Origin of the sequence: Levilactobacillus yonginensis (assembly GCF_964065165.1) — a bacterium.
Lineage (GTDB): Bacteria > Bacillota > Bacilli > Lactobacillales > Lactobacillaceae > Levilactobacillus > Levilactobacillus yonginensis_A.
In genome coordinates this window covers 740,106-765,060 of the sequence record NZ_OZ061549.1, presented here as the reverse complement: position 1 = coordinate 765,060, position 24,955 = coordinate 740,106, and the positions used below count along the sequence as shown (strand labels likewise).

Here is a 24,955-nt window from a genome sequence, read left to right as displayed (position 1 = left end):
CGGTACTATAGATAGCGGATACAACGTGTCACGGAAACTTCACAAGGAGGCGAAGCGTGCTGTCACAAGAACAGACCGAAACGCTATTTAAGGTCCTCGATGAATCAACGATGACTTTACAATCTGCGTTAAGCACATCTTATTTAGATGCGTTCATTGAAACGGGAGACAATCTCCTCAATGGACAAGTTCAAGTTGAAGACGGCCGGCCAGAGGCCAAGGTCGTTCAACAGCTGACCGACTTGTATCAACAAGCCGATTGGCAGACGTATGACGCCGAAACGGTTCGACGGGCAGTTCAATTGGCAATGTTGAAGGCGATTCGCGTCGATGACATCCAAGCCAATCATCAATTGACCCCTGATACAATTGCTTACATTATGGGATACTTGGTTACCCGACTGGAAAAGAACAAACAACATTTAACGTTGCTTGATTTGACGGTGGGTACGGGTAATCTGTTAACGGCAGTGTTTTCACAACTGAAGGCGGTCGTAGCTGGAAAGATCGATGCTTATGGGGTGGACAACGATGATACCATGTTGGCCATTGCACAGACGTCGAGTGATCTTCAACGTTTACCAGTGGAATTGATCCACCAGGACGCGTTGGAGCAGTTGTTGGTTCCAGCTAGCGATTTGATTGTTGCCGACTTGCCAATTGGCTATTATCCAATTGATGAGAATGCAGCTAATTACCAAACACGCGCGACGAGTGGTCATTCATTTGTTCACCATCTGTTGCTTGAACAGGCGGTAAATCAGTTAACTGAGGGGGGTATCGGGGTCTTCTTGGTACCTTCACAGCTATTCCAGACGGATGAGGCCCACGGCATGTTGAAGTGGTTGCCGGGTCACGCCTACCTACAGGGCTTATTGAACCTACCAAGCGAGCTCTTTGCCAATGCCAACGCGCAGAAGGCGATTCTGATTCTCCAGAAGCCGGGCGCAGGTGCCAAGCAAGTTGAACAAGTAATGTTGGGTGAATTCCCCTCATTTAAGAATCAATCAGCATTTCAAAAGTTTGTCGCAGAGATTGTTCAGTGGGAAGAACAGAACCTACTGACGGATCGTGCATAAAAAGGAGAAAAACACCACATGGGAAAATCATTAGCTATTAACGCCGGAAGCTCAACCTTAAAGTTCAAGCTGTTCCAAATGCCTGAAGAAAAAGTTATTGCCGAAGGTGCGATTGACCGAATCAGCTTAGGAAACTCATTAGTTGAAATTAAGTACGGTGATGGTCAAAAGTACGAAACTCATGAAGACGTTAACGACCATAACGCCGCCATTCAATTAATGTTGGACCAATTGACTGAGTTGAAGATCATCACGGACTTCAATGAGATCACCGGTGTTGGTCACCGGGTTGTTGCTGGTGGTCAAGAATTCAAGGATTCTGCTATCATTGACGACGACGTCTTACAAAAGATTGAAGACTTGTCTGAATATGCACCACTACACAACCCAGCCGCTGCTATGGGTATTAAGGCATTCAAGAAGATTCTGCCCAACGTTTTGAGTGTGGCTGTCTTCGATACATCTTTCCACACATCCATGCCACAAGAAAACTACATGTACGCTATTCCTTACGAATACTACGAAAAGTTTGGTGCTCGGAAGTATGGGGCCCATGGAACGAGTCACCGTTACGTTGCTCACCGTGCCGCTGCTATGTTGGGTAAGCCATTGAAGGACTTAAAATTGATTACGATGCACTTGGGTGCTGGTGGGTCAATCACTGCCATCAAAGATGGTAAGTCATTCGACACATCCATGGGCTTCACGCCACTGGCCGGGATTGAAATGGCAACGCGGTCAGGGGACATTGATGCTTCCTTGGTAGCCTACCTGATGGAAAAGCTCAACATTGACAAGCCTAACGATATGATTAACATCTTGAACAAGAAGTCTGGCTTGGTTGGGGTTTCCGGTGTTTCAGCCGACATGCGTGATTTGGAAAAGGTCCAAGCTAAGAACCCACGGGCTAAGTTAGCTCGTGATATGTTCATCAACCGGATCGTTCGTTACGTTGGTTCATACTTGGCAGAATTGGGTGGTGCTGATGCCATCGTCTTCACTGCCGGTGTTGGTGAAAACGACATCATGATTCGCCAAGAAGTAGCCGACAAGTTGGCTTACTTCGGTATCGGGGTTGATCCTGAAAAGAACGATATCCGGGGCGTTGAACGTGACCTTAGTAAGGCAGGCTCAAAGATTAAGACGCTCTTGATTCCAACCGATGAAGAATTAATGATTGTTCGAGACATCGAGCGTCTACGTAAATAAGCTTTAGCAGAGGCTTTCCAGGACTGTTTGCCCTGGGGGGCTTTTTTGTTCACTGAAAGATGAATGAATTTCATCTAAAATGAATTAAGTTGAAATGTATGACTCTATACCGGGATTGCTCGCTACTTAGCTTAACGAACCAACCGTTACTGCTGGTAGCATTGTTCATACGTCAGTGTATAATATATTTCAACAAAGGGGCGATTAAGATGAAAGATAGTCAACAGAATCAGGATCAAGAGTTTTCACGTGGCCTGCAGAGTCGCCACGTCCAACTGATTGCCCTTGGGGGGACAATCGGGACGGGACTCTTCTTGGGTTCTGGCCAAGCTATCCATTTGGCAGGACCATCCATATTGTTAGCTTACTTAGCGACGGGTGTGATGTGTTTTCTACTCATGCGGGCCCTAGGCGAGCTATTGCTTTCCGACTTAAACGTGCATTCTTATATTGACTTTATTCACCGCTACTTGGGTGATAAAATGAGTTTTGTGGCTGGTTGGACCTACTGGGTCTGCTGGATTGCTTTAGCCATGGCGGAAGTTACTGCCGCCGGCCAATACATGCAATTTTGGTTTCCCCGGCTACCACAATGGTTGACGGCACTGGTCTTGTTGGGAATTCTACTGACGCTGAATTCCGTGGCAGTGGGCGCATTTGGTGAAACCGAGTTTTGGTTTGCCATCATTAAAATCGTGGCCATTATTGGTTTGATCTTAGCGGGTGCCTACATGGTAGCCGTACGTTTTCCCACACCAGCCGGCCACGCAAGCGTGAATAACTTAGTCTCTAGTGGGTTCTTTTCTCATGGTGCCAAAGGATTCTTCCTATCATTTCAAATGGTGCTCTTTAGTTTTGTGGGAATTGAAATGGTGGGGATGACTGCTTCTGAGACGGCTAATCCAACCAAGGTTATTCCCAAGGCTATTAATGATATTCCCGTGCGAATTATTCTATTCTACGTGGGTTCCTTGCTGGCATTGATGTGTATTTATCCATGGCACGCTATCTCGCCAGACAGCAGTCCGTTTGTACAAGTCTTTAAGAGTGTCGGGATTCAATCGGCGGCAGCCGTCATTAACTTTGTGGTGTTGACCGCAGCGGCTTCTGCTTGCAATAGCTCACTCTTCACGACTGGTCGGATGCTGTTTTCGCTCACGTATGATGGTGAGGGACGATTTTCCAAGAAGATGAGCACGTTATCGAAATCGCAAGTTCCTGTACCTGCCCTGCGTTTTTCGACGGTGGTGATTGCAGTATCGGTATTTCTCAACTTCATTATGCCTGGACATGTTTTCGCCTTGGTCACCAGTGTGGCAACGACCTGTTTTCTCTTCATCTGGTGTGTGATTGTTCTGGCCCATATGAAGTTTAAGAAGCAGCAGCGTGAACAGGGAATTCAAGCGGCGAAGTTCCATCTGCCATTCTTCCCCTACAGTGATTACTTTATCCTGGCCTTTCTGGCGATGGTGGCGGTAGTGCTGTTCTTTAAGACGGATACGTTGATTGCCTTGATTGGGTCGGTGGTTTGGTTAGGAATCCTGATGCTGGTAAAAACGGTGAAGGATCGGCGAGCTGCGGTTACAGCAACCGAATCGGACGATAATCATGAGTAGTTTTTTAAAATGACAGCGGGCCGGTGATTTGCCGGCAAGTTAACCAAATAGACATTGTAAGTAAAGTTGGCCGGGGAAGGTGATTCCTCGGTTTTTTTGATCGAAAGTTTTCACAAACAGTAACCACCGATGTCAGCGAAATTCACAGGGAAGTGCTACGATAAGACTATCTATTCAAAACGGAGGGTCCATTAATGGAAACAGTTAAAATTGCCGGTAAGACTGTCCCGGCCATCGGAATCGGGACTTGGCACATGGGAGATCGGGCAGATCAACGAGAAAACGAAATTGCTGCAATTCAGGCGGGACTCGCTGCGGGTGCGCGGGTCGTCGATACGGCGGAAATGTATGGGTCAGGCCGGTCGGAGACGCTCGTCGGTGAGGCTTTGGCTGGCAGTAAGCGGGATGACCTCTTCTTAATATCGAAGGTGCTGCCTGAAAATGCCTCTAAGCAACGGATGGAAACTAGCCTAGATGCCAGTCTACGCCGTCTTCGAACGGATTACCTGGATCTTTATCTGTATCATTGGCGGGGGAACGTTCCTCTAGCTGAAACGGTGGCCGAGCTCCAGCGTTTGCAAACGACGGGAAAAATTCATGCTTGGGGCGTTTCTAACTTTGATGTGGCTGACCTTGATGAACTGTGGGCACTTCCACAAGGGAATCGAGCCGTAGCTAATGAGGATCTCTATCATTTGGGAAGCCGCGGGTTGGATTTCGCAGTACTACCTTGGCAACGGGAACATCAGCTGCCATTGATTGCGTATTCACCAATTGCCCAAGGGGATGCTTGGGGACACCAATTAACCACCAACGCGGTGGTCAAAGAGCTTGCGGCAACTCACGGTGTTGGGGTCTATCAAATCTTGTTAGCCTGGGTCATTCGGAATTCGCAAGTTCTGGCCATTCCCCAAACGAGCTCCGTCCTGCACATGGAACAGAACGTGGCAGCGGCTGATTTAACGCTGACTGCAACCGAGCTCACGGCATTAGATGAGCAATTTCCCCGTCCAACGCATAAAGAATCATTAGATGTTCTGTAAGGAGGAACAGCATGCAATTTTTTACGTCAGATACGCATTTTTTTCATAAAGATCTTTTAGGAGACAATGATTTTGCACCGCGGCTATTTGCCAACGTTGACGAAATGAATCAAACCATTATTGATAACTGGAACGCACGCGTGGCACCAGGTGATACGGTCTACCACTTAGGAGACATTGCCTTGTATTTCACGCGGCCGGCTAGTAAGTCGGATGAAGCGGTGTTTGAGGTGTTGAGCCAGTTAAACGGGAATTTGGAATTAATTAAGGGAAACCATGACAGTCGTGCTTTATTCAAGCACTTGGCTGCAAATAATTATGTTGATCACGGCAAGGATAAATTTACCTTTCACGATGTTGGCGCACTGATCAAGTATGATCACCGGCAGTACTATATGACGCATTACCCAATGATGTTGGGGATTGTTAAGCAAATTATCAACTTACATGGGCACATTCATCACTACGCAGTTCCCGTGAAGGAAAATATCAATGTCGGTGTTGATACGCCAGAACAACGGTACCTTGATCAAAAATTACCGTTTGGCACCCCGTTTTCCACGAGTGAAATTGAGCAGATGGTGACGGGTAAGGCAGCAGAGTTTCGCGACAAGCAATAGCGCTTGACCGTTTCCTCGCGATGCCGTAGGATTAAAACCAGTGTTAAGAGGAGATTGAGAGCATGGAACAACTGACCATTTTGCACACGAATGACCTACATTCTCATTTTGAGAATTGGCCCCGGATTCGTCGTTACCTGGCTACAGCACGGCAAGAAGCCGTTGCTGCTGGGCATACGGTGTACACCTTTGACTTGGGTGACCATGTGGATCGGGTTCATCCCGTTAGTGAGGCCACGAATGGGCAACAGAACGTTCAGCTGATGAATCAGATTGGTTATGATGCGGTCACTATTGGCAATAACGAGGGACTAGGTTTCATGCGGTCTCAGTTGGACCATCTCTACGATCATGCAAATTTTCCAGTAATTTTGGGCAATCTGCTGACGGCAGACACCCATGAACGGCCCAGCTGGGCGGTCGACCATCGCCTCTTGACGACGGAAGCGGGGACCCGAGTCCTTGTTTTGGGGCTGACGGCGCCCTATCAATTGACGTACCCGTTGGCTGGCTGGAAACCCATTGCAGCCATGAAGGCATTACAGGAATTATTGGCAACCTATGCCGATCAATTTGATGTCTGTGTGCTTCTTTCTCATTTGGGATTGGACGTAGACCGTCAGATTGCCAAGCGCTTTCCTCAGGTGACCGTCATCATTGGTAGTCACACGCATCATTTGTTACCGCACGGTGAGCATGATCAACAGAGTCTACTTGCGGCGGCTGGCAAGTTTGGGCGATACGTGGGTAAAATTGAACTGACCCTAGACGACCACCACGCGGTGACAGTTGCGTCGGCCAGTGTCGTGGAGACATCTACTTTGCCGGTAGAACCCGGCGACCAGGCAGAAATTTCTGGTCTGGAGAACCTTGGTGCGTCAATTCTCTCCGAGCAACGGGTGGCTGATTTGCCAGTTGCCATGGAGGCTGATCCGGTGGGACAACCACGCCTGGTTCGTGAAGGCTTGCACGCCATTGCTGAGTATGCAGGCACCCAGGCCGCTATCTTAAACGCTGGTTTGTTTTTACAAGATCTGCCTAGCGGAATTGTGAATGCAAATCAGTTGCATCAGTTGCTACCACATAATATGCACGTCATGACGGTCACCTTGAATGGGTATGACTTGTGGCGCCTAGTTCAAGAATTTGAAATTGCGCGGTTATTTTTACGGCGATTCCCTCAGAAGGGGATGGGCTTTCGTGGGAAGATTTTCGGGGAACTTAATTACCTGGGAATCGCGTATGACTCACAATCCCATGCTGTCACCTGGCGGGGCGAGGCTTTATCTGCCCACCGCCAGTATAAGATTGCTGTGCTAGACCATTACCTGTTTATTCCATTTTTCCCAACAATTCATATCGTGGGGAAAAACCAGATTTTATACGAAGATTTATTGCGGGAAGTGTTTGCCAAGTATTTGGCTAAGCACTATCCCATTGACGAGAGAGGATGACGACGGTGGATCGAAAAGATTTAGAGGCGTTAGTCGCCGAACAACGAGAGAGTCGTGAGCCAGCCGCCGAAGTAACGCGGGTGGATGAGACGCATTTAACGATCAATGGTCACCCATACGAATTGGTGACGGATGTTCGTGACGGATTTGATTTCACCGAGTTTGCCCGCCGGTTCAGCACGATTTTGAGTAAGTTTGATTATATCGTGGGTGACTGGGGCTTTGAACAACTACGGTTGAAGGGCTTTTACGCTGAGGACCGTGCCGGTGCTAAACAGAATCAGATTGAAGCAGTCCAGGATTACCTTTATGAGTCCTGCAACTTTGGCTGTGCTTACTTTATTTTACACAACTTAGATGTGAAGTCGGCACCTAAGCCCCGGCGGAGTCGCTCGCGGCGCCGGAACAAACCAGCAGCGACTGGGACGAAGGAAACTTTGCAGCAGAGTGTGAAGCCACGTGAGACGGCCAAGCCCCATGCTGAAAAGAAAGCCACAACCAGTAATGGGAATCATTCCACCAACGGTAATGGTAATGCCCATCGGCGGCGGTCACGTCACTCACGGCGAAAGAACACGGCGCACCCATACACTGAGGAACGTCGAACAACGACTAAACAACCAACTACTGACAAAGCCAAAACAGTCACAGTTGGCTCTGGCGGTCACGGTCGTCGCCACTTTACCATTAGACAGAAAAAAGAAGATTAGGGAGAGTTTGCGGTGAAAAAGTATCAAGCTTATTTAATTGACTTGGATGGCACCATTTACGCGGGTTCCAAGCGTTACCCTAAGGCTCGCCAATTTGTGGAACGATTGCAGGCGGCCGGTACGCCATTTAAATTTGTTACCAACAACACCACCAAGTTGCCGGTTGATGTCGTGCGTAATTTAGCAGACAATCATGATATTCACGTGACGACGGACAACGTCTACACGGCGGGTTTAGCAACTGCTGACTATCTGGATCAATTGGCAGGAAGTACTGGTGAGCGAACCGTCTACGTCGTTGGTGAGATCGGTTTGCGCCAAGCATTGACTGCCAAGGGCTTCACCGTGGATGAAGAGCACCCCAAGTATGTTGTCGTCGGTCTAGATAGCGACGTGACCTACGAAAAATTTGCGAAGGCCGTTTTGGCTATCCGTAGTGGTTCAGTCTTTATTGGAACCAATTCCGATTCCAATATTCCTAAATCTAGAGGATTGATGCCTGGTGCGGGGGCGCTAGTTGACCTGGTCCGGTACGCAGTCCAGACTGATCCTATTTTTGTGGGCAAACCTGAACCGATTATTTTAAATAATTCGTTGCAACAAATGGGAATCGCGCCGGAAGATGCTTTGATGGTTGGAGACAACTATCTGACGGATATTTTGGCTGGTATTCATGCGGGGGTGGACACACTCTTAACCTATACGGGGGTTTCCACGCCGGAACTGGTGGCACAACAAGCCATTCAACCGACCTATACTGTACCTTCACTGGACCATTGGGATCTCGAGGTGGGACCTATTGCGTAGATTGAATCGCTGGGCGGGACTGACCGTGCTATTTTTAGCATTGATCAGTCTGGTCATTGCTCTGACCATCAATGCTTTTTGGTTGTACCGGTTGGATATTCACTGGCTGGGGATTTCTCAGACGGTGGGGATGACCCCACATAAGCTCATGCATAATTACTATCAGATGGTGGGTTACCTGGAACTGCCTTGGGTCACAGATCTCAACATGAGTGACTTTCCGACGTCCTATACGGGGATGATTCACTTTCATGATGTGAAAAATTTATTTCTATTAAACAACATTGTGTTGTTGGTGACCATTGTGCCGGCGGGATTCTTTTTAAGACAATTGCACCGGCATGCAGAACAGTGGCGATTACTGTGGCCGGTTCAAGTAGCAGCAGTTGTACCGTTGCTTTTAGGTGCGTTGATGGCAGTCAACTTTAATGTTTTTTTCGTTGCTTTTCACAAGGTGCTCTTCCGGAATAATGATTGGTTGTTCGATCCCTCCCTGGACCCAATCATTACGGCACTGCCGGACACGTTTTTCTTGCACTGCTTTGCCTTGGCCTTTGTTTTGTTTGAACTAGGGCTCGGCATCTTGTATTGGCGGGGACGCGTGGCAATCAAGCGTGCTTAATTAAAGATTTAGTGTAAACAAAAAAGCCTGACGTCAGTCAGGCTTTTTATCGTTGGATCAATATTTATTCTTCTTCTGGGAGGTTACTCGGTGCGGCGTTACTGGCTGTGTGACGACCCTTTAACCAACCAACAACGGCTGGAATCAAAGAAATCACGATGATACCCAACACAACGGCTGAAAAGTGAGCTTTAACGAACGGAATGTTACCGAAGAAGTAACCGCCACCGCAGCAAATCAGGACCCAGGTAATTGCGGCACTAACGTTGTATTTTAAGAAGCGTTGGTAGGGAAAACGTGAGCCGGCAGCCGTGAAGGGGACGAAGGTCCGAATGATGGGCATAAACCGGCCCAAGAAGATGGCCAATGGACCATGTTTGCGGAAGAATTTCTCGGATTGCGCTAGCTTGTCTTTATTGATCAAACGACCAAACCAGGAGTGGTTGGACAAGGCTGCCCCGGCTTTACCACCGAGAAAGAAATTTAGAGAGTCGCCGCCAATCGCTGCCACTAGGAAGATGGCAACGAAGAGCCAGATGTTTAAGCCATAGGCTGGATTAGCCGCTAATGCTGCTGCTGCAAACAGAAGCGAATCACCAGGTAGAAATGGGAGAATCACGGCACCAGTTTCAACGAAGACGATGGCAAAGAGTATCAGATAGGTTGAGCCGCCAAACGTGGTGACGATGTTGGCCAAATGGCTGTCGATGTGAAGCACAAAATCGATTAAGTATCCCATTTTAATATAGTTGCTCCTTATGCATTAATTTGTTTTCATTCACATTGTAGTGGCTTTTGACCCAGCAGTCAGCAGAATCAGCGAAGCTTAAACAAATTATGATATTTCTATTGAAAGGGGGTGTCCTCTTCATTAACGTCGTCATGAGCTAATCGTGCCGCTGCCGCTGCGGCAATCGCGCCTACTAGATCATCTAAAAAAGTGTGAATGATACCTGGTTCGTGCGCGTTGAGCTTGGCTAAGATGCCTGGCTTAGTGCGGTCAATGTAACCGTAGTTCGTGAAACCGATGGAGCCGTAGATGTCGACGATTGAAAGAGCCATGGTTTCATCAACCCCATAGAGTCCCTCGTCGCGTTCGACAATTGTTTGCAGAGGTTCTAAGAGGTCGTGGTGTTCGGCGGCAATGTCAAGTTGGATACCGGTAATGATGGCATTCTGAACTTCCCGTTTGCTAAGGACGGTGGTTACGCTATGGAGGGCGGTTTCCGTAGTCAGGTCCTTGATATAATCCTTTTGCAGGAAGAGGACAAGTTGGGCAATGTCTGTCAGCTCAACACCGCGTTCATTTAGTAAATCAATTGTTCGTTTCTTTAATGCAGTTGCTGGTTTAGCCATGAAAAAGTCTCCTTTTTGAGAAAAATGTCGTGCTTCTAGTATAGCACCGAACCCCTGAGTTGCATTTTTCGTGGTAGGCGGTGATAATATAATAGATAAATAGAAAGTGTTTAAACGATATGGAGGATAATTATGACAAAGTTTCCACAAATTGATTTGGCTAACGCCAGGGGTCCGCAAGTAACTATTGAAACATCGATGGGAAACATTCAGCTGCAGCTCTTCCCCGAACAAGCACCAAAGACAGTTGAAAACTTTGTAACCCACGCCAAAGCTGGTTACTACGACGGCTTGACGTTCCACCGGGTGATTCCTAATTTTATGATCCAAGGTGGGGATCCTACTGGTACGGGAATGGGTGGCGAAAGTATCTGGGGCCAACCATTTGAAGATGAATTCTCTAAGGAGTTATATAACTTGCGTGGGGCGCTCTCAATGGCCAATGCTGGTCCTAACACTAACGGTAGTCAATTTTTCATCGTTCAAGATAAGGATATGACTGATCAGATGCAGAACCAGATGCATGATGCTGGCTTCCCTGAAGAAATCGTTGATGCTTATAAAAATGGGGGAACGCCTTGGTTGGACTTCCGACACACGGTCTTTGGTCAGGTGATTGAAGGGATGGACGTGGTTGACGCCATTGCCCAAGTTAAGACAGACTCCAGTGACCAGCCAGCAACACCAGTGACGATGGATAAGGTTACGGTCAGCGAGTAAGCGTTATGGAAGAGGTGACAAGCATGGCATTTAAAATTGGCCAACGCGTCACGGGTCAGATTACCGGGATACAACCATATGGCGCATTCGTCAGCTTGGGAGGCCATCGGCAAGGTCTGATTCATATTTCCGAATGTCATTGCGGCTATGTAAAGGACATTCATGATTATTTGAAGGTTAATGAAGAAGTTGAGGTCGTTATTTTAGACATCGATGAGTTTACGGGTAAGATTAGCTTATCGTTGCGTTGTCTAGAGCACCTTGATACCAGTGCAGAGGTTTTAGATCACCAACACCGTCATTATTGGACGAATCATCGGATTAATATTGGCTTCAAGCCGATTGGTGACCGCTTGGTAGGGTGGAAAAAGGAAGCATTAAAGCACCTCGATGAACAGGAAACGTCCTAATTTGGGATGTTTCCTGTTTTTTTTGAATTTAGTCTTGACCTGAAGGGGGATGATTGATAAGATATTACCTGTTGCTGTTATTCGCAGTTAATTGCATAAAAATTAAATTGATGAATAGCCATACAAATTAAAATTTGTGCTTGACGAGTTAAACAGCAACTGCTAGAATGATTTATGTTGTCAAAAGGCAAAACATATCGTTTTCATGGCGATTTGAAATCTTGAATATATATTCATTAATTTCAAAAAGATGTTGACATGATTTTGACAACATGATATACTTTAAAAGTTGTCACGGAGCGTTAATCGTTTCGTTAATAACTGGTAGACCTTTGAAAACTGAACATTGTTTCGACAAACCAAATATGTGTAGGGCGGTTTGATACTTGGTATCAAACCCAAACAATATTTGCGAAGTCAATTCGCTTTTAAAAATGTAACAACAATCGATGAGCTATTCAAGCACATCATCTATAAGATGAGAGTTTGATCCTGGCTCAGGACGAACGCTGGCGGCATGCCTAATACATGCAAGTCGAACGAGCTTCCGTTGATTGACGTGCTTGCACTGATTTCAACATTGAAGCGAGTGGCGAACTGGTGAGTAACACGTGGGAAATCTGCCCAGAAGCAGGGGATAACACTTGGAAACAGGTGCTAATACCGTATAACAACAAAAACCGCATGGTTTTTGTTTGAAAGATGGTTTCGGCTATCACTTCTGGATGATCCCGCGGCGTATTAGTTAGTTGGTGAGGTAAAGGCCCACCAAGACAATGATACGTAGCCGACCTGAGAGGGTAATCGGCCACATTGGGACTGAGACACGGCCCAAACTCCTACGGGAGGCAGCAGTAGGGAATCTTCCACAATGGACGAAAGTCTGATGGAGCAATGCCGCGTGAGTGAAGAAGGGTTTCGGCTCGTAAAACTCTGTTGTTAAAGAAGAACACTTCTGAGAGTAACTGTTCAGAAGTTGACGGTATTTAACCAGAAAGCCACGGCTAACTACGTGCCAGCAGCCGCGGTAATACGTAGGTGGCAAGCGTTGTCCGGATTTATTGGGCGTAAAGCGAGCGCAGGCGGTCTTTTAAGTCTGATGTGAAAGCCTTCGGCTTAACCGGAGAAGTGCATCGGAAACTGGGAGACTTGAGTGCAGAAGAGGACAGTGGAACTCCATGTGTAGCGGTGGAATGCGTAGATATATGGAAGAACACCAGTGGCGAAGGCGGCTGTCTAGTCTGTAACTGACGCTGAGGCTCGAAAGCATGGGTAGCGAACAGGATTAGATACCCTGGTAGTCCATGCCGTAAACGATGAGTGCTAGGTGTTGGAGGGTTTCCGCCCTTCAGTGCCGCAGCTAACGCATTAAGCACTCCGCCTGGGGAGTACGACCGCAAGGTTGAAACTCAAAGGAATTGACGGGGGCCCGCACAAGCGGTGGAGCATGTGGTTTAATTCGAAGCTACGCGAAGAACCTTACCAGGTCTTGACATACTATGCAAATCTTAGAGATAAGACGTTCCCTTCGGGGACATGGATACAGGTGGTGCATGGTTGTCGTCAGCTCGTGTCGTGAGATGTTGGGTTAAGTCCCGCAACGAGCGCAACCCTTATTATCAGTTGCCAGCATTAAGTTGGGCACTCTGGTGAGACTGCCGGTGACAAACCGGAGGAAGGTGGGGATGACGTCAAATCATCATGCCCCTTATGACCTGGGCTACACACGTGCTACAATGGACGGTACAACGAGTTGCGAAGTCGTGAGGCTAAGCTAATCTCTTAAAGCCGTTCTCAGTTCGGATTGTAGGCTGCAACTCGCCTACATGAAGTTGGAATCGCTAGTAATCGCGGATCAGCATGCCGCGGTGAATACGTTCCCGGGCCTTGTACACACCGCCCGTCACACCATGAGAGTTTGTAACACCCAAAGCCGGTGAGATAACCTTCGGGAGTCAGCCGTCTAAGGTGGGACAGATGATTAGGGTGAAGTCGTAACAAGGTAGCCGTAGGAGAACCTGCGGCTGGATCACCTCCTTTCTAAGGAATATACGGAGGCTACACATACTTTGGCGAAACAATGTTCAGTTTTGAGGGGCTTACCTCTTTAACTTGTTCTTTGAAAACTAGATATTATCAATTATTTTCTTATTAATTATTTTTATTAAAGATAATTAAACCGAGAACACCGCGTAATTTTGAGTTCTTTTAATTAGTTTATATCGCTAATACTCAATTAATCAGCGATTACGAAGTAAGCGTTAGGTTAAGTTATGAAGGGCGCATGGTGGATGCCTTGGTACTAGGAGCCGATGAAGGACGGGACTAACACCGATATGCTTCGGGGAGCTGTACGTAAGCTTTGATCCGGAGATTTCCGAATGGGGAAACCCAGTAGTTTTAACCAACTATTACAACTTAGGGAATACATACTTAAGTTGAGGCAGACGTGGGGAACTGAAACATCTAAGTACCCACAGGAAGAGAAAGAAAAATCGATTCCCTAAGTAGCGGCGAGCGAACGGGGAACAGCCCAAACCAACGAGCTTGCTCGTTGGGGTTGTAGGACTGAACATTTGAGTTACCAAAGTCAATGATAATCGAAGTGTCTGGGAAGGCACGGCATAGAGGGTGATACCCCCGTAGATGAAATCGTTGACTCTCAGTTCAGGATCCTGAGTACGGCCACACACGTGAAACGTGGTCGGAATCCGGGAGGACCATCTCCCAAGGCTAAATACTCCCTAGTGACCGATAGTGAACCAGTACCGTGAGGGAAAGGTGAAAAGCACCGCGGAAGCGGAGTGAAATAGTTCCTGAAACCATGTGCCTACAATTAGTTAGAGCCCGTTAATGGGTGATAGCGTGCCTTTTGTAGAATGAACCGGCGAGTTACGTTAATTTGCAAGGTTAAGATGTAAAGATCGGAGCCGTAGCGAAAGCGAGTCTGAAATGGGCGTTGCAGTAAGTTGACGTAGACCCGAAACCAGGTGACCTATCCATGTCCAGGTTGAAGGTGCGGTAAAGCGCACTGGAGGACCGAACCCGTGTATGTTGAAAAATGCTGGGATGAGGTGTGGATAGCGGTGAAATTCCAAACGAACTTGGAGATAGCTGGTTCTCTCCGAAATAGCTTTAGGGTTAGCCTCGGAGTTAAGAATCGTGGAGGTAGAGCCACTGTTTGGACTAGGGGCCCGTCATGGGTTACTGAATTCAGATAAACTCCGAATGCCACTGATTTATATCCGGGAGTCAGACGATGAGTGATAAGATCCACCGTCGAAAGGGGAACAGCCCAGACCATCAATTAAGGTCCCTAAATACATGCTGAGTGGAAAAGGATGTGGAGTTGCACAGACAGCTAGGATGTTGGCTCAGAAGCAGCCACCATTTAAAGAGTGCGTAATAGCTCACTAGCCGAGTGATCCTGCGCCGAAAATTTACCGGGGCTAAGCATGTTACCGAAATTATGGATGCGACCAATAGGTCGCGTGATAGGAGAGCGTTCTAAGGGCAACGAAGCTAGACCGCAAGGACTAGTGGAGCGCTTAGAAGTGAGAATGCCGGTATGAGTAGCGAAAGATCAGTGAGAATCTGATCCACCGAATGACTAAGGTTTCCTGGGGAAGGCTCGTCCTCCCAGGGTTAGTCGGGACCTAAGCCGAGGCTGAGAAGCGTAGGCGATGGATAACAGGTTGATATTCCTGTACTAGTTAATCATGTTTGAACGATGGAGGGACGCAGTAGGCTACGGTATGCGCACGATTGGAAATGTGCGTTCAAGCGTCAAGTCTGGCGATGAGTTAAATGCTTATCGCTAAGGACAAGGCGTGACGAGGACCGAATTTTAGTAGGGAAGTACCAGATGTCACACTGCCGAGAAAAGCTTCTAGTTAGTGATTAATTACCCGTACCGCAAACCGACACAGGTAGTCGAGGAGAGTATCCTAAGGTGAGCGAGTGAACTCTCGTTAAGGAACTCGGCAAAATGACCCCGTAACTTCGGGAGAAGGGGTGCTACACGCAAGTGTAGCCGCAGTGAAAAGGCCCAGGCGACTGTTTATCAAAAACACAGGTTTCTGCAAAATCGTAAGATGACGTATAGGGGCTGACGCCTGCCCGGTGCTGGAAGGTTAAGTGGATGAGTTAGCTTCGGCGAAGCCCAGAAATGAAGCCCCAGTAAACGGCGGCCGTAACTATAACGGTCCTAAGGTAGCGAAATTCCTTGTCGGGTAAGTTCCGACCCGCACGAAAGGCGTAACGATCTGGGCACTGTCTCAACGAGAGACTCGGTGAAATTATATTACCTGTGAAGATGCAGGTTACCCGCGACAGGACGGAAAGACCCCATGGAGCTTTACTGTAGCTTGATATTGGGTGTTGACACAGCTTGTACAGGATAGGTCGGAGCCGTAGAACTCGGAACGCTAGTTTCGAGTGAGGCGCTGGTGGGATACGACCCTCGCTGTGTGAACACTCTAACCCGCACCACTAATCGTGGTGGGAGACAGTGTCAGGTAGGCAGTTTGACTGGGGCGGTCGCCTCCTAAAAAGTAACGGAGGCGCCCAAAGGTTCTCTCAGAATGGTTGGAAATCATTCGCTGAGTGTAAAGGCAGAAGAGAGCTTGACTGCGAGACAGACAGGTCGAGCAGGGACGAAAGTCGGGCTTAGTGATCCGGTGGTACCGTATGGAAGGGCCATCGCTCAACGGATAAAAGCTACCCTGGGGATAACAGGCTTATCTCCCCCAAGAGTCCACATCGACGGGGAGGTTTGGCACCTCGATGTCGGCTCATCGCATCCTGGGGCTGTAGTCGGTCCCAAGGGTTGGGCTGTTCGCCCATTAAAGCGGTACGCGAGCTGGGTTCAGAACGTCGTGAGACAGTTCGGTCCCTATCCGTCGCGGGCGTAGGAAATTTGAGAGGAGCTGTCCTTAGTACGAGAGGACCGGGATGGACATACCTCTGGTGTACCAGTTGTGCCGCCAGGCGCATCGCTGGGTAGCTATGTATGGATGAGATAAACGCTGAAAGCATCTAAGTGTGAAACTCGCCTCAAGATGAGATTTCCCATTCCTATATGGAAGTAAGACCCCTGAGAGATGATCAGGTAGATAGGCTGGAAGTAGCAGCGCCGTGAGGCGTGGAGCGGACCAGTACTAATCGGTCGAGGACTTAACCAAGTAGAGTTGGTGTTCTCAAAGGAAATAATTGAATAATATCTAGTTTTGAGAGAAGAAGTTCTTTCATAGTGTAGTGGCGATAGCCTGAAGGATACACCCGTTCCCATGCCGAACACGGAAGTTAAGCTTCAGCACGCTGATAGTAGTTGGGGGATCGCCCCCTGCGAGGATAGGACGTCGCTACGCGAATTTTTGGAGGATTAGCTCAGTTGGGAGAGCGTCTGCCTTACAAGCAGAGGGTCACAGGTTCGAGCCCTGTATCCTCCATATGAGCCGTTAGCTCAGTTGGTAGAGCATCTGACTTTTAATCAGAGGGTCGACAGTTCGAGCCTGTCACGGCTCATTCACCGTTTAGGTGAGTGACATTTAGATAAAGAACGTCAATACTGGCTATGCCGACTTAGCTCAGTTGGCAGAGCACCTGTCTTGTAAACAGGGGGTCGGAAGTTCGAATCTTCTAGTCGGCATTTTGCGGAAGTAGTTCAGTGGTAGAACATCACCTTGCCATGGTGGGGGTCGCGGGTTCGAATCCCGTCTTCCGCTTAGCACCGAGAGGTGTTAAGCAATTAATTTCATATTTTGCACCCATAGCGCAATTGGATAGAGTGTCTGACTACGAATCAGAAGGTTGTAGGTTCGACTCCTACTGGGTGCATTTTAACGGGAAGTAGCTCAGCTTGGTAGAGCACCTGGTTTGGGACCAGGGGGTCGCAGGTTCGAATCCTGTCTTCCCGATTAAATAAATAACTTTATTTAACACTTCGCGGTGTAGCTCAGCTGGCTAGAGCGTTCGGTTCATACCCGAGAGGTCGAGGGTTCGATCCCCCCCGCCGCGATTTGGACTTGGACTGGACCTTTAGCTCAGTTGGTTAGAGCAAACGGCTCATAACCGTTCGGTCGTAGGTTCGAGTCCTACAAGGTCCATTACCAGAAGGGCACTTGTATTTGTTTTATTATGGAGGATTACCCAAGTCTGGCTGAAGGGAACGGTCTTGAAAACCGTCAGGTGAGTAAAATCACGCGAGAGTTCGAATCTCTCATCCTCCTTTATATTATCGCGGGATGGAGCAGTCTGGTAGCTCGTCGGGCTCATAACCCGAAGGTCGCAGGTTCAAACCCTGCTCCCGCAATTGGTTCGTTGGTCTAGTTGGTTAGGACGCCTCCCTGTCACGGAGGAGATCACGAGTTCGAGTCTCGTACGGACCGTTGCAGTGCTTGTTCGCCCAAGTATTGTAACCATATATATCTAAATGGCAAATGGCTCGGTAGCTCAGTCGGTAGAGCAATGGATTGAAGCTCCATGTGTCGGCGGTTCGATTCCGTCCCGCGCCATTAAATTTACTCAAATGATGCGGGTATAGTTTAGTGGTAAAACCACAGCCTTCCAAGCTGTTGTCGCGAGTTCGATTCTCGTTACCCGCTTTATTTGGGCCTATAGCTCAGCTGGTTTAGAGCGCACGCCTGATAAGCGTGAGGTCGATGGTTCGAGTCCATTTAGGCCCATTATGGAGAAGTACTCAAGTGGCTGAAGAGGTGCCCCTGCTAAGGGTATAGGTCGCGGAAGCGGCGCGAGAGTTCGAATCTCTCCTTCTCCGTTTAGTTATGACCCGTTGGTCAAGTGGTTTAAGACACCGCCCTTTCACGGCGGTAACATGGGTTCGAATCCCGTACGGGTCATTGTCATAGCTTAATTTAATATTATCGCGGGATGGAGCAGTCTGGTAGCTCGTCGGGCTCATAACCCGAAGGTCGCAGGTTCAAACCCTGCTCCCGCAATTGGTTCGTTGGTCTAGTTGGTTAGGACGCCTCCCTGTCACGGAGGAGATCACGAGTTCGAGTCTCGTACGGACCGTCAGTGAAAGTCTTCCTGTGAGGAAGGCTTTTTTTGTATCTTTGGTTGGTATTTGATGAACAATTCAAGCGTTGACTGACAGATGGCATACTAGGAATAAAAAATAAAAACGGCGTCACAACCATTCTTGTAGGAGAATTGGTTGTGACGCCGTTTGGACTAATGTTCCAATTGCGCTAGATAATGACTTAAGCGTTTATCATGTGCAAAAAGGTAGAGACCGTGAACGCCACGCTTCATTAGAACATTGATTGAATTAAGGATTAATTGCTTTTTTATCGTAATTAATTCTTCGGGGTCAGTCAAATCAGCTCGGTGCTTAAAGGCTTCGACATCTGTATAACGGTCTAGGTTAACCTGAAGGTGATTGTGTTCATTTAGACTTATTGGTGGTCCTAAAATTAGACCGACATAGTTGAGATCAAACCCCTGACAAGTGTAGATCGACCCAACCTCATCAATAGTCTGTGGGAGTTCCGCCCAGGGAGTCTTTGTATAATTATACTGATCCCAAGGCATTCGAAAGGGTCCTTCTTGGATATAATGTTTACCGCCGTCTAGGGTTGATGGATATCCTGATGTTGAAACGACGCGTGATAGGCCAACTGCTGTGTTACGAGCGACGATAGCTTGGCGCATTTTCTCTGCATCAGTGAAGACCCTGAGGTCATACGCTGGACCAACGCTGTGTGGGAGTGGTTGCAACTGACCATGACTGAACGCATTAATCCATGCAACTAGTTCATCACTGGCTTGCATTCGGAATTGGTGAGTCAGACGATAGGTCTCGTGTCGATAAGGTACCAGTAATTTCTCTAACCGGGACTCTGTCCAAAAGCTTTTCATCCGTAATACCTGGGCCTCATCGAAGACGAGGATAATCACTTTGGCTGATTGCAACAGGGAGACCAATTGATTCGATCCGTAAAAGTTATTGTAGTGGTCGGCTTGTGATAATAGAAGGTGTGCTTCGTCAATGACCAGAACGTCGGCCTGTTTCTTACCCTGAGCAATTTGATTGATTAAAGATGTTGGCCGTTGAAAATCTTTCTTAAACAAGTGTGGCTGAGGACCCGCAATTTCCTTGTAGACCTTGAGAATTTCTGGATGATTAACGAGGAAGTAGTTTTCAGTGCCAGCCAATGGTGTCGTTGCGTCTGTCCGGGCGGCGGTCTGAATTTGAGCAAAGAGGTGAGATAAAACGACGCTCTTACCGGTACCGGCGTCCCCGTAAATGGTGAAGATAGCCGGTCCTGGGTTAACAATCTCCTGCTCGGTAAAGGATATGATGTGTTTTACAAGCCGCGCTTGTTCAGCAGTGAGGGGCAGATTCGGTGAGATTTTGTCTGTCGCTGCGTTGGAAAACTGACTGGTCAAATTGTCGCCATCTTTCTAAACAGAATAGCCCCATTGTACCGCGAACTTTGCTGAAATCAAAAATTTGGGTAGAAATCCGATAAAAAAGGCAACCGAGTCTGGCCGGCTGCCAAATGATTATATTCACAAATGATAGCAAACTATTCTTCGTCTTCTTTAGGAAAACGGGTAGGCTGGTAAGTGGCTGAATGGTGGTGATTTGCGCTAGTTGCATAAAGATTGAAGGGTTTAAATGCATCAGAATTTCGCCAAAGTGAGAAGGCTTGACTGCTTTCCCAAAGAGTTAACAGGACGTAGTCTCCGGGATTCTTTTTCTTGGTTAAAACGTACATGGCACGTAGTCCCATTGGTAGGTCGTTGATTGCTAGTAAGTTTGCTTTGGCATCAAATACTTTGGCGGCATCTGCATCGAACGTGAAGTAATTATAGCTATAAAAGCCGTCCCAAGTTGATACACCCGCGTGCAGTTGGACATTATAGTCAAGTTCGGTAGTAAACTGACTTGGCTGACCAGAAACGTCTAATAGCTGTAAGGATTCTTCTGCGTTACCACCCGAATTGGCGAGTAATTTAAACTGACGATCCGGATTCTCAGCGACAATTTTTTTCAGTACAGCAGGACTTCCAAACGAAAACGATAATTCATGAAGCATACCCATCCCTCCTAACAACTTTGTTAACTATAGTATAAGAGACTTCCAACGAAAAGCGAAACGTTTACACTCCGAAGCCGACGCGCTACACTAGTGACAATTAGAAGAACCAGAAAGGATGACATTATGCAACTCACAATTTTAGGCTGTTACGGTGGTTACCCCCACAATGGGGTAGGAACGAGTAGTTATCTCTTAACCAGTGGTGATTACCATCTACTCTTAGACTGTGGTAGTGGGGCCCTACTAGCACTGGAAAAAGTTCTAAATCCGCTCCAGCTGAACTCTGTCTTACTGACTCACTATCACCACGATCATACGGCCGATGTTGGCGTGCTCCAGTATCTTTGGCAATTGGCGGCAGGAACAAAGGCTGAACCGGTCCTACCAATCTATGGGCATACAGCCGACCCATTGAACTTTGGCGCGCTGACTTGGCCCGGTGCTACAGTTGGCGAAGCTTATGATCCTAGGCAGACGTTGAACTTAGGACCATTCAAGATTGATTTTCTAGAGACGCATCACCCAGTTCCAGCTTATGCACCACGAATTACTGAGGTCCAAACGGGCGCAACTATGGCCTTTACGGCGGATACGGCTGCCTTTGAGGGGCTGATCCCATGGGCTCAGAATGTGGATGTGTTGCTTGCCGATACCAATTTCTACGCTGATCATCAGGGGACGGCTTGGCACCTTACATCGACACAAGCGGGCCGGTTAGCATGTGATGCGGCGGTTAAGCATTTGCTATTGACACATTTGCCACAGACCGGTAGCTTACATCAATTGCAGGTGGAAGCCCAGGCAGCGGCGGGAACAAAGATTCCAGTCGCAGTCGTTCAGCCAGGAAAAACGTACGAAATCTAATCGTTCCCATTCGTTAAAAGTAAATTGGCCGAAACCGTCTGATTAACAATAAATGATGATTATGTAATGATGATGGGTAGAAATAGTCATATTGGGTGATATTGTTTATTAATTTATTTCTAAAAAGCCCTTCCAATTCTCAGAAAACTCTGTATAATAGAGCTATTAAATGATTTATACAAAGAGCTCGAGAGGGAGGAAAAGATTATGACAGTCACACTTTACACATCACCCAGTTGTACCTCTTGCCGCAAGGCACGTCTTTGGTTTGAAGAACACGGTATCGCGTATCGTGAACAAAACATCTTCTCCGAACCCTTGACAATTGATCAAATTAAGTCGATTTTACGGTTGACTGAAGATGGAACCGAAGAAATTGTTTCAACTCGGTCTAAGGCTTATCAAGAATTAACTGTGGATCTAGACGACTTACCTTTACGAGAATTATATGATCTCATTCAAAAGAATCCAGGAATCTTGCGTCGACCGATTATGGTAGATGATAAGCGACTCCAGGTTGGTTTCAATGAAGAAGAGATTCGGCGTTTCCTGCCCCGTAAGGTTCGCGCATTAGAATTGGAACGGGCACAGCGGCTGGTTAATGGGTCCAGATAAATGGCAAATATTGGGGAATTCAATAAAAAACTTATGGAAACCTCATCTGTAAGCTTAATTAGTTGCATCTAATCGGATTTGTGAGAAAATATTACTTGCAGTCCGGTTTTTTTGGTATGATGACTTTACAAGTAAGTTTAAATGACTAGAATGAGTATCAAGGACAATACCCAAAACCCACGAGAAAGGGGTGTTATTCATGGAGATGGAACGAATCAATGAGAATACGATTCGGGTGGTTATCGGTAACGATGACCTGAGCGAACGCGGTATCACCGTCTTAGACTTGTTGGGTAACCACAAGCAAATTGAGGGCTTTTTCTATAGTATTTTGGAAGAAGTCGACGTCGATCATCAATTTCAAGATAATGAGGCAGTTACCTTCCAGGTGCTGCCTAACCGTAATGGTCTAGAATTGTTTATCAGTAAGAATGCGGACGAAGACGCTGCGGAAGAGGCAGATGCCGATGCCAGCGTCGATAGTGATCACCCCGATCAAGTATCGGATCAAATTAAGGAGCATTTATTGGAAAAAGATGGCCAAAAGGATCTCTTCTCCACGTTTAAATCAGCTACTAGCGACTCAAACGATATTGAAGATTATTTAAGTGACAGTGGTCAACCGACCACTAAACAGGTGGTTAAACTCCACTCGTTTGAAGACATGATTAACCTTGCCCGGGTGTTGCGTTTAGAAAACGCAGCCTCCAATTTATACCGGTACAACGATGACTTTTACTTAGAACTGGTCTTCTTTGTGAATGAATCCTCCCGCGAATCCATCAAGGATGAACTCGCCGTTGCGTACGAATATGGGAATAAAACCAAGGTAGCGCCTGACGTCCTAGCTGAACATGGTCAATTAATCATGGAAAACAGTGCGTTAGAACTGACTCGGTTTCATTTTTTAAGTGATTAGTAATTAAAAAATGCTGAAGCAAATTTTGCTTCAGCATTTTTTTGTGGTTCGATTTATTAACGGTAGTAGTTGTGCCAATAGGAGTTCATAGTTATCTTATGCCGGCCATAATAATGCAGGTTGATTGTAAATCCTTGTGAATGGGCGTATTTAAAATGATATTTGCGGTTCCCGGCGTATCGCCATTTAACCTTGACGGCTTTCTCGCCAGTGTAATGAATCTTATGTTTGTAAATGTGAACGCCCTGACCGTGGTTGTCACGGGCAACCCAGTGGCCGCGGAGCTTGTGCGGGATGGCAGTTGAATGCCAGGTGGCCGCTTGTGCTGGTGCAGGTAGGGCAGTGATAATCCCAATCGGGGTTACCGCAAGTAATAGCAATAGAATCTTTTTCATGTTTGGTTATCCTCTATCTAAAATTAGGTTACCGGCGTTCGATTGCCAATAAAAAGGGCGGCTGGTGAATTTGGTTAATAAATCCGTACTGCAGAACCTGGTAAGTCTTTTGTGGTAGCTGCTCACAAAAATCGACCACCGCGGCCCGTTCCGTTTGCCCGCCAGGATGACCGTAGTAAACGACTAAGATAATGCGACCACCGCGGGGAAGATGTGGCAGCAAAGCTTTGATTGCCGTTAAAGTGGTATTGGGTTTTGTGATGACGGACTTATCGCCACCCGGTAAATATCCTAGGTTAAAAATAGCAGCGCTGACCTGGGCTTCGGGGGCCAGGTACGTTGCCACATTTTCGTGGCCGGTTGTATGCAGGTCGACCTGTTGTCCCAGTCCTGTCAACGTCAACTGCTGTTGCGTGGCATCCAGAGCAGCTTGTTGAATATCAAAACCAATGACGTGACCGGTTGGTCCGACTAGATTTGCCAGAAAAATGGTGTCGTGGCCCTGACCCACTGTAGCGTCAACTACGGTGGCACCGGATCCCACGCATTCGGTCAGCAACGTGTGACTATACGTTAAAGCATTTGGTAAATTCATTTATAATCCATCTCCATAGCGCGTTAGGAACCATTGGCTCAAAGTCAGCAGGACAAAGCCCAATGACCAACCCGCAATCACGTCCGTTGGGTAATGTACGCCGACGTAGATTCGTGATAGGCCAATAACAACAATCCAGCAACTCAATAGCAAGGTGACTCCCCAGCGCCAATTACGATGCCGCTGGAGCGACCAACCCAGTAACACAATAACTGAACCCCACAGGAGCATCGCCGTAATTGAATGTCCGCTGGGAAAACTATATGAGCTGGCAGCAACCAGTCGATCGACGGTGGGCCGAGGCCGCTGGACCATGTGTTTAATCAAACTATTGCCAATGCCTGCCCAAATCAGCACGTTGACCGTCAAGAATAGGGCCCCTCGGTAGCGCCGCAAGATTGCCAGGACAGCAACCAAGAGTAAGGTGACCCAGGTCACTGGACGAGGATTGCCCGAATTGGTAATGGCAATAATCAGTTTGGTCAATGATTGAGGCAATGGGTGACGAACTAGGTGAATAATTGTCTGATCAATGACCTTAATCCAGTTTTGCTGCATGGCCACGCCAAAAAGGTCCAGTAAAAAGAGAATGCCAGCGCCCCAGGTGCAACGCCAGCGTAATTTAGAAATGGTCGTCAATGGTGGACCTCCTTAAGCTTTTTAATGAATTTAGTATAGCACACCCCCGTTCGTAAATGGGTTTTACCCGTGTTCCCCTTGCTTTTCATGGAGGCTTTTGCTAAGATGAAAACAATTTGATTATGCAAAACGTTGACGAGAAGTAGTAGTCAGGCGGGGTATCCAGCAAGCGGATGGGTGATGTGAATCCGTTACCGTGCCAGACGAACTTGTC

At 47.4% G+C, this 24,955-nt stretch carries 21 protein-coding genes, 18 tRNA genes and 3 rRNA genes; 35 read left to right on the top strand and 7 right to left on the bottom strand.

Going from position 1 to position 24,955, the window contains the following annotated elements:
• Positions 1-56 precede the first annotated feature (56 nt).
• From AB3Y94_RS03835 to AB3Y94_RS03795, 9 genes are all read left to right on the top strand, one after another.
• On the top strand, positions 57-1,079 hold the full coding sequence (locus AB3Y94_RS03835; protein ID WP_125681732.1) for a class I SAM-dependent methyltransferase: 1,023 nt from the start codon (positions 57-59) through the stop codon (positions 1,077-1,079).
• Positions 1,080-1,097: 18 nt separating this feature from the next.
• On the top strand, positions 1,098-2,288 hold the full coding sequence (locus AB3Y94_RS03830) for an acetate/propionate family kinase (RefSeq protein ID WP_125681730.1): 1,191 nt from the start codon (positions 1,098-1,100) through the stop codon (positions 2,286-2,288).
• A 209-nt stretch (positions 2,289-2,497) separates the two neighbouring features.
• Positions 2,498-3,904 carry an amino acid permease gene (locus tag AB3Y94_RS03825; RefSeq protein ID WP_125681728.1) on the top strand — a complete coding sequence of 469 codons (1,407 nt, stop codon included), beginning with the start codon at positions 2,498-2,500 and terminating at the stop codon, positions 3,902-3,904.
• 194 nt (positions 3,905-4,098) lie between these two features.
• Positions 4,099-4,947, top strand: a complete 849-nt coding sequence (locus tag AB3Y94_RS03820) for an aldo/keto reductase (RefSeq protein ID WP_125681726.1) — start codon at positions 4,099-4,101, stop codon at positions 4,945-4,947.
• Between the two features lie 11 nt (positions 4,948-4,958).
• Positions 4,959-5,567, top strand: a complete 609-nt coding sequence (locus AB3Y94_RS03815) for a metallophosphoesterase family protein (RefSeq protein WP_125681724.1) — start codon at positions 4,959-4,961, stop codon at positions 5,565-5,567.
• Between the two features lie 62 nt (positions 5,568-5,629).
• Positions 5,630-7,021, top strand: a complete 1,392-nt coding sequence (locus tag AB3Y94_RS03810; protein WP_367295119.1) for a bifunctional UDP-sugar hydrolase/5'-nucleotidase — start codon at positions 5,630-5,632, stop codon at positions 7,019-7,021.
• Entirely contained in the window at positions 7,018-7,731 is a 714-nt protein-coding gene (locus AB3Y94_RS03805; protein ID WP_125681720.1) for a YutD family protein, read from the top strand. The genes AB3Y94_RS03810 and AB3Y94_RS03805 overlap by 4 nt, the downstream gene beginning before the upstream one ends.
• A gap of 12 nt (positions 7,732-7,743) precedes the next feature.
• Entirely contained in the window at positions 7,744-8,538 is a 795-nt protein-coding gene (locus AB3Y94_RS03800; protein ID WP_125681718.1) for a TIGR01457 family HAD-type hydrolase, read from the top strand.
• A complete protein-coding gene (locus AB3Y94_RS03795; RefSeq protein ID WP_367295118.1) occupies positions 8,531-9,160 on the top strand; it encodes a TIGR01906 family membrane protein in 630 nt (209 codons plus the stop codon). Before AB3Y94_RS03800 ends, AB3Y94_RS03795 begins: the two co-directional genes overlap by 8 nt.
• A 64-nt stretch (positions 9,161-9,224) precedes the next feature.
• Here AB3Y94_RS03795 and AB3Y94_RS03790 read toward each other — a convergent pair whose 3' ends face one another.
• Positions 9,225-9,899 (bottom strand): VTT domain-containing protein, encoded by a 675-nt coding sequence (locus AB3Y94_RS03790; RefSeq protein ID WP_125681714.1) that lies wholly within the window; start codon positions 9,897-9,899, stop codon positions 9,225-9,227.
• Between the two features lie 107 nt (positions 9,900-10,006).
• Positions 10,007-10,516 carry a phosphatidylglycerophosphatase A gene (locus tag AB3Y94_RS03785; protein ID WP_125681712.1) on the bottom strand — a complete coding sequence of 170 codons (510 nt, stop codon included), beginning with the start codon at positions 10,514-10,516 and terminating at the stop codon, positions 10,007-10,009.
• A 132-nt stretch (positions 10,517-10,648) separates the two neighbouring features.
• Between AB3Y94_RS03785 and AB3Y94_RS03780 the strand changes: the two genes are divergently transcribed.
• The 23 genes from AB3Y94_RS03780 (at position 10,649) to AB3Y94_RS03670 (ending at position 18,681) form a co-directional block, all read left to right on the top strand.
• Positions 10,649-11,236, top strand: a complete 588-nt coding sequence (locus AB3Y94_RS03780) for a peptidylprolyl isomerase (protein WP_125681710.1) — start codon at positions 10,649-10,651, stop codon at positions 11,234-11,236.
• A gap of 23 nt (positions 11,237-11,259) precedes the next feature.
• Complete coding sequence (locus AB3Y94_RS03775) at positions 11,260-11,646, top strand: CvfD/Ygs/GSP13 family RNA-binding post-transcriptional regulator (protein WP_125681708.1); 387 nt, start codon at positions 11,260-11,262, stop codon at positions 11,644-11,646.
• Positions 11,647-12,120: 474 nt separating this feature from the next.
• Positions 12,121-13,686 (top strand): 16S ribosomal RNA (locus AB3Y94_RS03770).
• 224 nt (positions 13,687-13,910) lie between these two features.
• Positions 13,911-16,829 (top strand): 23S ribosomal RNA (locus AB3Y94_RS03765).
• A gap of 69 nt (positions 16,830-16,898) precedes the next feature.
• Positions 16,899-17,015 (top strand): 5S ribosomal RNA (gene rrf, locus AB3Y94_RS03760).
• The 16S, 23S and 5S rRNA genes sit together here with 18 tRNA genes alongside, the layout of an rRNA operon.
• 8 nt (positions 17,016-17,023) lie before the next feature.
• Positions 17,024-17,096 (top strand) — tRNA-Val (locus AB3Y94_RS03755).
• A gap of 3 nt (positions 17,097-17,099) precedes the next feature.
• Positions 17,100-17,172, top strand: a tRNA-Lys gene (locus tag AB3Y94_RS03750).
• Between the two features lie 51 nt (positions 17,173-17,223).
• Positions 17,224-17,296: transfer RNA gene (locus tag AB3Y94_RS03745), tRNA-Thr, on the top strand.
• Between the two features lie 4 nt (positions 17,297-17,300).
• Positions 17,301-17,372, top strand: a tRNA-Gly gene (locus tag AB3Y94_RS03740).
• A gap of 38 nt (positions 17,373-17,410) precedes the next feature.
• Positions 17,411-17,484: transfer RNA gene (locus tag AB3Y94_RS03735), tRNA-Arg, on the top strand.
• 6 nt (positions 17,485-17,490) lie between these two features.
• Positions 17,491-17,564 (top strand) — tRNA-Pro (locus tag AB3Y94_RS03730).
• Positions 17,565-17,591: 27 nt separating this feature from the next.
• Positions 17,592-17,665: transfer RNA gene (locus AB3Y94_RS03725), tRNA-Met, on the top strand.
• A gap of 14 nt (positions 17,666-17,679) precedes the next feature.
• Positions 17,680-17,753, top strand: a tRNA-Ile gene (locus AB3Y94_RS03720).
• Between the two features lie 33 nt (positions 17,754-17,786).
• Positions 17,787-17,876 (top strand) — tRNA-Ser (locus tag AB3Y94_RS03715).
• A gap of 9 nt (positions 17,877-17,885) precedes the next feature.
• Positions 17,886-17,959 (top strand) — tRNA-Met (locus AB3Y94_RS03710).
• Positions 17,960-17,961: 2 nt separating this feature from the next.
• Positions 17,962-18,035, top strand: a tRNA-Asp gene (locus AB3Y94_RS03705).
• A gap of 53 nt (positions 18,036-18,088) precedes the next feature.
• Positions 18,089-18,161: transfer RNA gene (locus AB3Y94_RS03700), tRNA-Phe, on the top strand.
• Between the two features lie 19 nt (positions 18,162-18,180).
• A tRNA-Gly gene (locus AB3Y94_RS03695) sits at positions 18,181-18,251 on the top strand.
• A gap of 6 nt (positions 18,252-18,257) precedes the next feature.
• Positions 18,258-18,332: transfer RNA gene (locus AB3Y94_RS03690), tRNA-Ile, on the top strand.
• Between the two features lie 4 nt (positions 18,333-18,336).
• Positions 18,337-18,424: transfer RNA gene (locus tag AB3Y94_RS03685), tRNA-Ser, on the top strand.
• 9 nt (positions 18,425-18,433) lie between these two features.
• Positions 18,434-18,506: transfer RNA gene (locus AB3Y94_RS03680), tRNA-Glu, on the top strand.
• Positions 18,507-18,531: 25 nt separating this feature from the next.
• A tRNA-Met gene (locus tag AB3Y94_RS03675) sits at positions 18,532-18,605 on the top strand.
• Positions 18,606-18,607: 2 nt separating this feature from the next.
• Positions 18,608-18,681, top strand: a tRNA-Asp gene (locus AB3Y94_RS03670).
• Between the two features lie 159 nt (positions 18,682-18,840).
• Here the strand turns inward: AB3Y94_RS03670 and AB3Y94_RS03665 are convergent.
• Together AB3Y94_RS03665 and AB3Y94_RS03660 are read right to left on the bottom strand one after the other, a co-directional pair.
• Entirely contained in the window at positions 18,841-20,058 is a 1,218-nt protein-coding gene (locus AB3Y94_RS03665; protein WP_125683216.1) for a DUF2075 domain-containing protein, read from the bottom strand.
• A gap of 140 nt (positions 20,059-20,198) precedes the next feature.
• Positions 20,199-20,711, bottom strand: coding sequence for an antibiotic biosynthesis monooxygenase family protein (locus AB3Y94_RS03660; protein ID WP_125683219.1), 513 nt, complete (start codon positions 20,709-20,711; stop codon positions 20,199-20,201).
• A 126-nt stretch (positions 20,712-20,837) separates the two neighbouring features.
• Here AB3Y94_RS03660 and AB3Y94_RS03655 point away from each other — a divergent pair, with 126 nt between their 5' ends.
• The 3 genes from AB3Y94_RS03655 to AB3Y94_RS03645 all read left to right on the top strand — a co-directional run bounded on the left by AB3Y94_RS03655 (position 20,838) and on the right by AB3Y94_RS03645 (position 23,112).
• Positions 20,838-21,578: an MBL fold metallo-hydrolase gene (locus AB3Y94_RS03655; protein WP_125683221.1), complete on the top strand. Its 741-nt coding sequence runs from the start codon at positions 20,838-20,840 to the stop codon at positions 21,576-21,578.
• A gap of 207 nt (positions 21,579-21,785) precedes the next feature.
• Positions 21,786-22,193 (top strand): transcriptional regulator SpxA, encoded by a 408-nt coding sequence (gene spxA / locus AB3Y94_RS03650; RefSeq protein ID WP_125683223.1) that lies wholly within the window; start codon positions 21,786-21,788, stop codon positions 22,191-22,193.
• A gap of 199 nt (positions 22,194-22,392) precedes the next feature.
• Entirely contained in the window at positions 22,393-23,112 is a 720-nt protein-coding gene (locus tag AB3Y94_RS03645; protein WP_367295117.1) for an adaptor protein MecA, read from the top strand.
• A 56-nt stretch (positions 23,113-23,168) separates the two neighbouring features.
• Here the strand turns inward: AB3Y94_RS03645 and AB3Y94_RS03640 are convergent, their stop codons facing one another.
• From AB3Y94_RS03640 to AB3Y94_RS03630, 3 genes are read right to left on the bottom strand one after another with little or no spacing between them, the layout of a single operon-like run.
• Complete coding sequence (locus AB3Y94_RS03640; RefSeq protein ID WP_125683227.1) at positions 23,169-23,507, bottom strand: hypothetical protein; 339 nt, start codon at positions 23,505-23,507, stop codon at positions 23,169-23,171.
• A 28-nt stretch (positions 23,508-23,535) separates the two neighbouring features.
• Entirely contained in the window at positions 23,536-24,102 is a 567-nt protein-coding gene (locus AB3Y94_RS03635) for a class I SAM-dependent methyltransferase (protein ID WP_125683229.1), read from the bottom strand.
• Positions 24,103-24,741, bottom strand: a complete 639-nt coding sequence (locus AB3Y94_RS03630) for a phosphatase PAP2 family protein (protein WP_125683231.1) — start codon at positions 24,739-24,741, stop codon at positions 24,103-24,105.
• Positions 24,742-24,955 lie beyond the last annotated feature (214 nt).